We start from the raw sequence: 9,800 nt of genomic DNA, 5'->3' as shown, positions 1-9,800 counted from the left end.
AATGGCCGACCAGATCGCAATCTCGGTCTTGGGGGCGGGGTCTTATGGCTCCGCCCTTGCCATTTCTCTGGCGCGCAACGGCCATCCGACCCTGCTGTGGGGGCACGATCCCGCCCATGTCGCCGAGCTGGAACAAGATCGCTGCAACAAGGCGTTTCTGCCTGATGTTCCTTTTCCCGCCGATCTGCAGCTGACTGCGGATCTGCAAGCGGCGGTGCAGGCCGCTCCCGTGTTGCTGCTGGTGGTGCCGAGCCATGTGTTCGGTCAGGTGCTGGCCCGGGTAAAACCCTTCCTGCGCCCCGATACCCGTATCGCCTGGGCCACCAAGGGGTTGGAGCCGGACAGCGGCCGCCTGTTGCAGGACGTGGCCCGTGACGTGCTGGGGGAGACTATCCCGCTGGCGGTGATCTCGGGTCCGACCTTCGCGAGGGAGCTGGCCGCCGGCCTGCCGACCGCCATCTCGGTGGCGTCGACCCACGACGACTTTGCCGATGGTCTCTCGCAACTGCTGCACTGCGGCCGCTCGTTCCGGGTCTATACCAATCCGGACTTCATCGGTCTGCAGCTGGGGGGGGCGGTCAAGAACGTCATCGCCATCGGTGCCGGTCTCTCCGACGGGCTGGGCTTTGGTGCCAACGCCAGAACCGCGCTCATCACCCGGGGCCTGGTGGAGATGCAGCGCCTCGGTGCCGCCCTCGGGGCCGATGTCAAGACCTTCATGGGGATGGCCGGGCTCGGGGATCTGGTGCTGACCTGCACCGACAACCAGTCGCGCAACCGTCGCTTCGGTCTGGCCCTCGGGGCCGGCAAGTCGGTGGAAACCGCCATGACCGAGATCGGTCAGGTGGTGGAAGGCTATCGCAACACCAAGGAGGTGCATCTGCTGGCGGCCCGTTGTGGCGTCGAGATGCCCATCTGCGAGCAGATCTTCAAGGTGCTGTACGAAGGCAAGAACCCGAAAGAGGCGGCCATCGCCCTGCTGTCGCGAGACAAGAAGGACGAGTGATCTGCCCGCCGCAGAATGCAAAAGGCCCCGCCAGCTGGCGGGGCCTTTTCTTTGCGCCGAAATGGCAACAAATCAGTAGTAGGAGTGATCGCCACGCTGGTGCTCGGTGGCATCCTTCACGCCGTTGAGCTCGCCCGGGAATTTCTCCAGCAGCTGCTTCTCGATCCCCTCTTTCAGGGTGTAATCCACTTGCGAACAGCCGTTGCAACCACCACCAAACTGCAAAATCGCCAGCTTGTCGTCGGTAATGTCAATCAAGGTCACCTTGCCACCGTGACCGGCCAGCATAGGGTTCACTTCAGACATCAGCACATACTCGATGCGGTCGGCCAGGGGCGCATCGTCGGCCACCTTGCGCATCTTGGCGTTGGGCGCCTTGAGGGTGAGCTGGGAGCCCATCTGATCGGTAACGAAATCGATGGTGGCATCGACCAGGTAAGGGGCGCTCAGGGGATCGACCAGGCAGTCGAAGCCACTGAAGGGCAGGTGTTGATCTTCCGGATCGACCGCGTCGGGTGGGCAATAGGATACGCCGCACTCGGCATTCTGGGTTCCCGGATTGACCACAAACACCCGGATGTTGGTGCCATCAGGCTGCTTTTCCAGCAACTTGCGGAAGTGGGCCTGGGCGGTGTCGGAAATGCTGATCATCACTATCCTCATAAACCTGAGTGTACGACTAGGGTATTCATGATAACTCGCTTGGCGGGGCTTGGGTAGCGTGTCGATGGCGAGCTTGTGAGCCCGGGCGTATCGGAATCATGCCGCCATCGGCCTGCTTGGCCGGATCCCTGCCCGGTTATTTGAGGTGTCTCAGGGTACGGCAGATGGCCCACACCTCCACCCTGGCGATGCCGCTCTCATGGAGCAGGCTGCTGAGCTGACCTGCGGTGGCCCCCGTGGTCACCACGTCATCGAGCAGGGCCACGTGACGGTAATGGTGGGGCGCTATCTGGAAGGCGCCGCGCAGGTTGCGCCGCCGCTGGCCGGCACTGAGCCGGGTTTGCTGCGGAGTGGCCCTGACCCTGCGCAGCAGCCGGGTGTCACAGGGGATGCCGGTGAGCTTGCCGAGGGCGGTTCCTATCTCCTCTGCCTGATTGAAGCCGCGCCACCACTGGCGCCACCAGTGCAGGGGAACGGGGATGATGGCCTCGGGAGGATCGTCTCCCTCCAGATGGTCGGCCAGCAGTTGGGCGAGCAGCGGCGCCAGCAGGATCTGGCCCGAGTATTTCAGCCGGGGAATGAGCAGGGAGTAGGGGGGCTGATAGTCGCCTATCACCTGCAGCCGTTCCCAGGGAGGGGGCCTGCGCTGGCAGCGTCCGCACAGCAGCTCGTTTCCTGCATGTTGCTCTGGCAAGGGGGCCGCGCACAGCCTGCATTTGCGGCAAGGCTGGTGCAGGGACTGCTGGCACCAGCTACACAGCAGAGGCTGATCATCACAGGGCTGGCGACAGAGCAGGCAGAGGCCGAGCCAGTCGGACCGGCTGCCGAGGATCGGACTTGCTTTGGCGAGCAGCCGCTTTAACATGCAGGCTCCAAGCAGATGAACAGGGATCTTGAGTCTAGATGAGCGTATCGGTTGAGCGGTTTGGCCAGGGTCAGGACCTGGTGTTGTTGCATGGCTGGGGCATGAATGGTGCTGTCTGGCACGGTATTGCCCAGCAGTTGGCGGCCCACTATCGGCTGCACCTGGTGGACTTGCCCGGATTTGGCAACAGCCCTCTGTACGAGGGGAGTGACTACTCCTTGCCCTGGCTGGCGGAGCAGGTCGCCACAGTCCTGCCGGAAAAATGCCATCTGCTCGGCTGGTCCCTCGGCGGTCTGGTGGCGAGCCAACTGGCCCTGACCCGGCCTGAGCGCCTCCACACCCTCATTACTGTCGCCAGCTCCCCCTGCTTCATGGCCCGCGAAGACTGGCCCGGGATAGCCCCCAAGGTGCTTGCTGGGTTCAACCAGATGCTGGCGGGGGACTTCATGCAGACCATAGAGCGCTTCCTGGCGATCCAGGCCATGGGCAGCGAGCATGCCAGAAACGACATTCGCCAGTTGCGCCACTGGCTGGCGGAGCGTCCGGCTCCCCGGCTTGCCGCGCTGGAGGCGGGTCTCGGCCTGTTGGCCGACGTGGATCTGCGGGATGAGCTGGTCGGTCTGGATCTGCCCTGGCTGCGGATCTATGGCAGGCTGGACTCCCTGGTGCCCAAGGCGGCCATACCGCTGCTGGACGAGCGTTATCCCGCGAGCCGCAGCCTGGTGCTGGAGAAGGCCTCCCACGCCCCCTTCATCTCCCATCCAGAGCCTTTCATCACCCTGTTGCGACAGTTCATTGGCTGATCCTTGAGCGACATGCTTCAATAACGCCTCGAGGTGGTGGATAATTAGCCAACCATGAAAGGAGTGAGCCGATGCGTATCGATTCTGCCATGACCACAGGCGTACAGGGATTCCAGCGGGCCGATCAACTGGCCGGTCAGGCATCCGGCCAGCTCGCCCGCCTCAACACCCCGGCGGGTGATCAGGTACAGGTGACAGACGAGCTGGTGAATCTCAAGGTGGCCGAGCTGCATGCCGGCGCCTCTGCCAAGGTGATCCAGACCGCCAGCGACATGCTGGGCACCCTGATCGACATCAGGGTGTGAGATGAACATCAACGTCAGCCTGCCGCCCATCATTCCGAATCAACTGCAACCGCAGACGGAATCGGCGCAGACTGACAACCGCCGCGCAGAACTGGTGCCTCCCAGCCGCCAGAGCGAGGCATCCAACGCCGAGTCCGGTGTTGCCTCCCAGAAAGACAAGTCCAGAGCTACCCAGGCCAATCCGCCCGCCGCTTCGACCCGGGATAATGCACAGACCAGCCCGACGACCCCGTCCCATCGCTTCGTCGAGGCCACGGGGGAGGAGAGCCAGCGCCGGCAGCAGCAGGATCCCGAGCAGCAGGAGCAACAGAGGCAGCAACGCCAGCTGGCCGCACTGGTGGAGCGGGATCTCGAGGTGCGCAAGCACGAGCAGGCGCACCAGATGGCAGGTGGCGAGCATGCGGGCAGCCCCAGCTACCAGTTTTCCCAGGGGCCGGATGGCAAGCGTTACGCCACCGGGGGTGAGGTGGCCATCGACATCGGTGTCGTCCATGGCGATCCGGCTGCCACCCTCGCCAAGATGCAGCAGGTGCGTGCCGCCGCCCTGGCACCGGCAGAACCCTCGTCACAGGATCTGAGCGTGGCCCGCGCCGCCACCGCCAAAGAGGCTCAGGCCCGCAAGGAGTTGATGGACGCCAGAGGCGCTGCCATCGGGCCGCTTGGCGCCTACATGGACAGGCGCAATCAGGTGATAGCCCAGCACTACCAGCAGGCCGTCAGGCCAGCCCCTCGTCAGACCTTCAGCCAGGACATCTGAGAGGCCGGATCCGGTGGATTCAAAATCCGTCGCCTGCCTGACGCCCAGTAAAAAGCCCCTCGCGGGGCTTTTGTCATTCAGGATCGTCACTTCTTCAGCTTTGAGAGGGCGGCGGCGAAGGCGTTGCCCATGGCGCCACCGGCAGGGGCGCCCTGTTTCGGCTCCTGCCTGGGTCTGGCGCTGCCTGCACCCGATGGTCGGGATTCCACAGGCTTGCGGGCGGGTTGTCCCGCTTTCTCGTCGAGGCGCATGGTCAGGCTGATGCGCTTGCGCGGTGCATCCACCTCCAGCACCTTGACCCGGACGATGTCGCCCGCCTTGACCACCTCGCGGGGATCCTTGACGAAACGGTCGGTCAGGGAGGAGATGTGCACCAGGCCGTCCTGATGGACGCCGATGTCGACGAAGGCGCCGAAGTTGGTGACATTGGTGACCACGCCTTCCAGCACCATCTCGGGCACCAGGTCGCTTAACTTCTCCACTCCGTCCTTGAAGGTCGCGGTCTTGAACTCGGGGCGCGGGTCGCGGCCCGGCTTGTCCAGCTCGCCGATGATGTCGGTGACGGTGGGCACGCCGAATTGCTCGTCCGTGTAGTCGGCCGGCTTCAGGCTGCGCAGCAGGCTGCTGTTGCCGAGCAGGCTCTCCACTGTCTGTTCCAGCTTGGCGAGGATCCGCTCCACCACCGGATAGGACTCCGGGTGCACCGCCGAGCTGTCGAGGGGATTGCTGCCGCCGCGAATGCGCAGGAAGCCGGCGCACTGCTCGAACGCCTTGGGGCCGAGCCGGCTCACCTTCAGCAACTGCTGGCGGCTCTTGAAGGCGCCGTGCTCATCCCGGTAGGCGACGATGTTCTGGGCCAGCGTCTGGGAGAGGCCGGAGACCCGGTTGAGCAGGGCGACCGAGGCGGTATTCACATCCACACCGACCGCGTTCACGCAATCCTCGACCACGGCATCCAGTCGGCGGGCCAGCTGGCTCTGGCCGACGTCGTGCTGATACTGGCCCACCCCGATGCTCTTGGGATCGATCTTGACCAGCTCGGCCAGGGGGTCCTGCAGGCGACGGGCGATGGAGACGGCGCCACGGATCGAGACGTCGAGATCCGGGAACTCCTGGGAGGCGAGCTCGGAGGCGGAATAGACAGAGGCCCCCGCTTCGCTCACCACGATTTTCTGAGCCTTGGCGGCGGGGTAGCGCTCGAACAGATCGCTCACCAGGCGGTCGGTCTCCCGGGAGGCGGTGCCGTTACCTATGCTGATGAGCTCGACCTTATGCTTCTGGCACAGCTCGCTCAGGGTCTTGAGGCTCTGATCAATCTGGCGTTTCGGTTCGAACGGATAGATGGTGGCGTGATCGACCAGCTTGCCGGTGGCATCCACCACGGCGACCTTGACCCCGGTGCGGATACCAGGATCCAGCCCCATGGTGCAGCGCATACCGGCCGGAGCCGCCATCAGCAGATCCTTGAGGTTCATGGCGAACACCTTGATCGCCTCGTCCTCTGCCGACTCGCGGATGCGGCCGATCAGTTCGGTCTCCATCTGGAGCGACAGCTTGATCTTCCAGGTCCAGCTCACCACCCCCTGCAGCCACTTGTCCGCCGGGCGGTTCTGCAGATTGAGCCTGAGGTGGTGGGCAATGATCCCTTCGCAGGGGCTGGCACTCTCATCGTCACCTGTGACCAGCGCGAGGTTGAGGATCCCCTCGTTGCGCCCGCGCAGCATGGCCAGCACCCGGTGGGAGGGGGCCTTGTGCAACGGCTCGTCGTGCTCGAAGTAGTCCTTGAACTTGGCCCCTTCCTGCTCCTTGCCCGCCACCACCCGGGCGCGCAGGGTGGCGTTCTGCCACAGGTAGTCCCGCAGCTTCTCAAGGAGGTCCGCCTGCTCGGCGAAGCGCTCCATCAGGATGTAGCGGGCGCCGTCGAGGGCCGCCTTGCTGTCGGTGATCCCCTGTTCGGCATTGAGGAAGCGGGCCGCCGCTTGCTCCGGATCCTGCATGGGGTCGGTGAGCAGCAGGTTGGCCAGCGGCTCCAGCCCGGCTTCGATGGCCATCTGCCCCTTGGTGCGACGCTTGGGCTTGTAGGGGAGGTAGAGGTCTTCGAGCCGGGTCTTGCTGTCGGCACCCTTCAGCTCGCGCGCCAGCTCGGGAGTCAGCTTGCCCTGCTCCTCGATGGAGCGAATGATCACCTGACGGCGATCCTCCAGTTCACGCAGATAGCCGAGGCGGCTCTCCAGGGTACGCAACTGACTGTCGTCCAGACCGCCGGTCACCTCCTTGCGATAACGGGCGATGAAGGGAACGGTCGAGCCTTCATCCAGCAGGCGCACGGCGGCCTGCACCTGTTCCGGGCGGGCATTCAGCTCACCGGCAATCTGTCTCTCAATTACATGGCTGTGCATCTGTGGTCTCTGTGGTCGGGTCCTGGTCAACGGGCAGGCGCGAGGCGATGTCGCCGGGCAGGGGGTCTGTCCCGGCGGTACTCAAGGTACCAGCCGGGCCACTGTCGCGCGGGCCGGTTGGCGCCACAAGGCGCCGGGTGTGAGCACTATATGGGGTCGGGCAGTGGGATGCCACTCCGGCAAAAATGACACGAATCGCATCCGGTGGCCGAGCATGCTGTCCATCTTGGCCTCGTCAGCCGATTTGGCAGACTGGGCCAGCGCTGGCTTACTTGGGATAGCTGATCTCATTGATGTACCAGCAGACGTCACCCACTGGCGTTCGCACCATGGCCTCGTCGCCCACCTCTTTCTTGAGCAGGGCGCGGGCCATGGGGGAGTCGATGGAGATGTAATCCTTGCGGCCGAAGATCTCGTCATAGCCGACGATGCGAAAACGCTTGGTTTCACCCTCGTCGTTCTCCACCTCGACCCAGGCGCCGAAGAACACCTTGCCCTCCTGGGAGGGGGAGTAATCGACTATGGTCAGCTCCTCCAGGCACTTGCGCAGGTAGCGGACCCGGCGGTCTATCTCCCGCAGCCGCTTCTTGTTGTACTGGTAGTCGGCGTTCTCGCTGCGATCCCCGAGGCTCGCCGCCCAAGCCACCTTCTTGGTGGTCTCGGGTCTCTCCTCGCGCCACAGGGTGTCGTGTTCCTGCCGGAGCTGGTTGTAGCCTTCACGGGTGATGAGTTTGGTTTTCATGGGCTTATCAGTCCCTGCTGCCTGGATGGCGGGTTGCGTCGTCTTGCTCGGGATCTTAGCCATTGTCGTCTGACTGTCGAGCAGAAACACGTGGTGAGAGGCTCGTTGGGAGCCTTCCTGTCCCTGGGAACCCCCGGCCAAGGGTAATAACCGGTAACATATTTATGCTTTGTGGTTGCCAGAGCGGGCCCTAGTATTGGGAGGAGACAGAGAGGAGAGGCGGCAATGAGTCAGCAATACAAGGTCCTGGTGGTCGACGACGACCTGAAACTACGCTCCCTGCTGGAGCGTTACCTCACCGAACAGGGATTTGTGGTGCGGGGCGTTGCCAATGGCGAGCAGGCTGATCGCTTGCTGACCCGCGAGAATTTCAGCCTGATGGTGCTCGACCTGATGTTGCCGGGGGAGGACGGCCTATCCATCTGCCGCCGTCTGCGCGAGGCCGGCAACCAGATCCCGGTGCTGATGCTCACCGCCAAGGGGGACGAAGTGGATCGTATCGTCGGGCTGGAGATGGGAGCCGATGATTACCTGCCCAAGCCCTTCAATCCCCGTGAGTTGCTGGCCCGGATCCGCGCCGTGTTGCGCCGCCATACCGTCGAGCTGCCCGGTGCGCCTTCCGCCGCCGAGAAGATGGTGAGCTTTGGCGCCTATCAGCTCAACCTGGCGACCCGGGAGTTGAGCCGGGACGGCGAGCCGGTGGCCCTGACCAGCGGCGAGTTCGCCGTGCTCAAGGTGCTGGTGAGCCACCCTCGCGAGCCGCTCTCCCGAGACAAGCTGATGAACCTGGCCCGTGGCCGGGAATACACCGCCACCGAGCGCAGCATCGACGTGCAGGTCTCCCGTCTGCGCCGCCTGCTGGAGCAGGATCCGGCTCAGCCCCGTTACCTGCAGACGGTGTGGGGCCTGGGCTATGTCTTCGTGCCGGACGGTGACGGGGAATGAAAAAAGTGGGTAGCATGTTCTCCCGCATGCTCTGGTTCCTGGCCGCCGTGCTGGTGGTCTATCAGGTTGTCTCCTACGCCACCTTCTACAACTATCTGCTGGCGCCCACCGTCAAGCAGATCAGTCATCTGCTGGCCAATCAGGTCAAACTCATCTTTCCGGTCGAAAGCAACCAGCTGGCGCTGAGCGAAGATGCAGAGGCACTGGTCTATGTGGCGACCGGCAGTGACATCTATACCCAGACAGAGGCGGAGCAGCACGGACTCAAGGAGTCCAAACCCTACCCCTATCTGGAGGAGAGCATCAGCCGCGAGCTGGGGGGCAAGACCAAGGTGAGGGTAGAGATTCAGGATCACTACATCATCTGGATCCAGCCACCCCAGGCCAGCCAGATGTGGGTCCGCATCCCCCTGACCGAGATCGAGGATGACGACATCGAGCCCCTCATCATCTACATGAGCGTGCTGCTGGTGGTGACCCTGTTTGCGGCATGGCGCTTTGCCCGCCAGCTGGTGCGACCGCTGGAAGATCTGGAGGCGGGGGCCGTGGCCGTGGCGCGGGGCCAGTTCCCCGATGCTCTGGGAGAGCACGGCTCGCGGGAGGTGCGCCGCCTGACCCGCACCTTCAACCACATGTCGCACTCCATCAAGGGCCTTATCGAAGAGCGCAACCTGATGATGGCCGGGGTCTCCCATGATCTGCGCACACCCCTGACCCGCATCCGGCTGGCGACCGAGATGATGTCCTCCGGGGATGAGTATCTCAAGGAGAGCATCAATGCGGACATCGACGAGTCGAACGGCATCATAGATCAGTTCATCGACTACATACGCCCGAACGAGGGACTGGACGCCCATCCGATCGACCTGACCCAGCTCATCCACGATGCGTTGCTGATGCAGACCGATCAGGGGCTGGAGGTGGAGCTGCTACTGCCGGAGCAGGCGGTGCGGGTGGCCTGCCATCCCATCAGCATCCGTCGCATCCTCAACAACCTGTCGGGCAATGCGTTGCGTTACGGCGCGACCCGGCTGCAGGCCGAACTGAAGGACGATGGTCACTGGGTCCGGCTGCGGCTCTCTGACAATGGCCCCGGGATCGCGGAGCAGGACTACTCCCGGGTGCTCAAGCCCTTTACCCAGGGCAATGTGGCACGTACCGGCGGCGGCAGTGGCCTGGGGCTGGCCATAGTCGCCAAGATAGTGTCCCAGCACCACGGCACCATCAGGCTGGGCCGCTCCGAGCTGGGAGGCTTGCTGGTGGAGATCCGGCTACCCAAGCACCAGCCGCTGGAGTGGATGGATTGAACGAAGGG

The 9,800-nt window shown here is 63.8% G+C and carries 10 protein-coding genes; 6 read left to right on the top strand and 4 right to left on the bottom strand.

The genetic code is table 11. The features are described from left to right. Nucleotide 1: 1 nt before the first annotated feature. A complete protein-coding gene (gene gpsA, locus KW824_RS18940) occupies nucleotides 2-1,006 on the top strand; it encodes an NAD(P)H-dependent glycerol-3-phosphate dehydrogenase (protein ID WP_218410725.1) in 1,005 nt (334 codons plus the stop codon). Between the two features lie 72 nt (nucleotides 1,007-1,078). Here the strand turns inward: gpsA and nfuA are convergent, their stop codons facing one another. Beyond that, the gene (gene nfuA / locus KW824_RS18935) at nucleotides 1,079-1,657 is read right to left on the bottom strand and encodes a Fe-S biogenesis protein NfuA (RefSeq protein WP_033129997.1); all 579 of its coding nucleotides are present in this window, start codon (nucleotides 1,655-1,657) and stop codon (nucleotides 1,079-1,081) included. Nucleotides 1,658-1,805: 148 nt separating this feature from the next. Beyond that, the gene (locus KW824_RS18930) at nucleotides 1,806-2,534 is read right to left on the bottom strand and encodes a ComF family protein (RefSeq protein ID WP_218410723.1); all 729 of its coding nucleotides are present in this window, start codon (nucleotides 2,532-2,534) and stop codon (nucleotides 1,806-1,808) included. Between the two features lie 38 nt (nucleotides 2,535-2,572). On the opposite strand from KW824_RS18930, the gene bioH reads away from it, so the two are divergent. The 3 genes from bioH (at nucleotide 2,573) to KW824_RS18915 (ending at nucleotide 4,399) form a co-directional block, all read left to right on the top strand. Beyond that, on the top strand, nucleotides 2,573-3,337 hold the full coding sequence (gene bioH / locus KW824_RS18925; protein ID WP_218410721.1) for a pimeloyl-ACP methyl ester esterase BioH: 765 nt from the start codon (nucleotides 2,573-2,575) through the stop codon (nucleotides 3,335-3,337). A 71-nt stretch (nucleotides 3,338-3,408) separates the two neighbouring features. Beyond that, on the top strand, nucleotides 3,409-3,642 hold the full coding sequence (locus KW824_RS18920; protein WP_218410719.1) for a flagellar biosynthesis protein FlgE: 234 nt from the start codon (nucleotides 3,409-3,411) through the stop codon (nucleotides 3,640-3,642). A 1-nt stretch (nucleotide 3,643) separates the two neighbouring features. After that, nucleotides 3,644-4,399 (top strand): putative metalloprotease CJM1_0395 family protein, encoded by a 756-nt coding sequence (locus tag KW824_RS18915; protein ID WP_218410717.1) that lies wholly within the window; start codon nucleotides 3,644-3,646, stop codon nucleotides 4,397-4,399. Between the two features lie 86 nt (nucleotides 4,400-4,485). Here KW824_RS18915 and KW824_RS18910 read toward each other — a convergent pair whose 3' ends face one another. Continuing rightward, on the bottom strand, nucleotides 4,486-6,798 hold the full coding sequence (locus KW824_RS18910) for a Tex family protein (protein WP_218410715.1): 2,313 nt from the start codon (nucleotides 6,796-6,798) through the stop codon (nucleotides 4,486-4,488). A gap of 268 nt (nucleotides 6,799-7,066) precedes the next feature. Beyond that, nucleotides 7,067-7,540, bottom strand: coding sequence for a transcription elongation factor GreB (gene greB / locus KW824_RS18905; RefSeq protein ID WP_005328512.1), 474 nt, complete (start codon nucleotides 7,538-7,540; stop codon nucleotides 7,067-7,069). Nucleotides 7,541-7,765: 225 nt separating this feature from the next. On the opposite strand from greB, the gene ompR reads away from it, so the two are divergent. Continuing rightward, entirely contained in the window at nucleotides 7,766-8,485 is a 720-nt protein-coding gene (ompR, locus tag KW824_RS18900) for a two-component system response regulator OmpR (RefSeq protein ID WP_005328510.1), read from the top strand. Next, nucleotides 8,482-9,792, top strand: a complete 1,311-nt coding sequence (gene envZ / locus KW824_RS18895) for a two-component system sensor histidine kinase EnvZ (RefSeq protein WP_161506796.1) — start codon at nucleotides 8,482-8,484, stop codon at nucleotides 9,790-9,792. The genes ompR and envZ overlap by 4 nt, the downstream gene beginning before the upstream one ends. The last annotated feature ends 8 nt before the right edge of the window (nucleotides 9,793-9,800 follow it).

It is taken from the genome of Aeromonas sp. sif0611, assembly GCF_019218845.1.
GTDB classification, from domain to species: Bacteria; Pseudomonadota; Gammaproteobacteria; order Enterobacterales; family Aeromonadaceae; genus Aeromonas; species Aeromonas media.
This window is presented reverse-complemented; position numbering and strand designations above follow the sequence as displayed.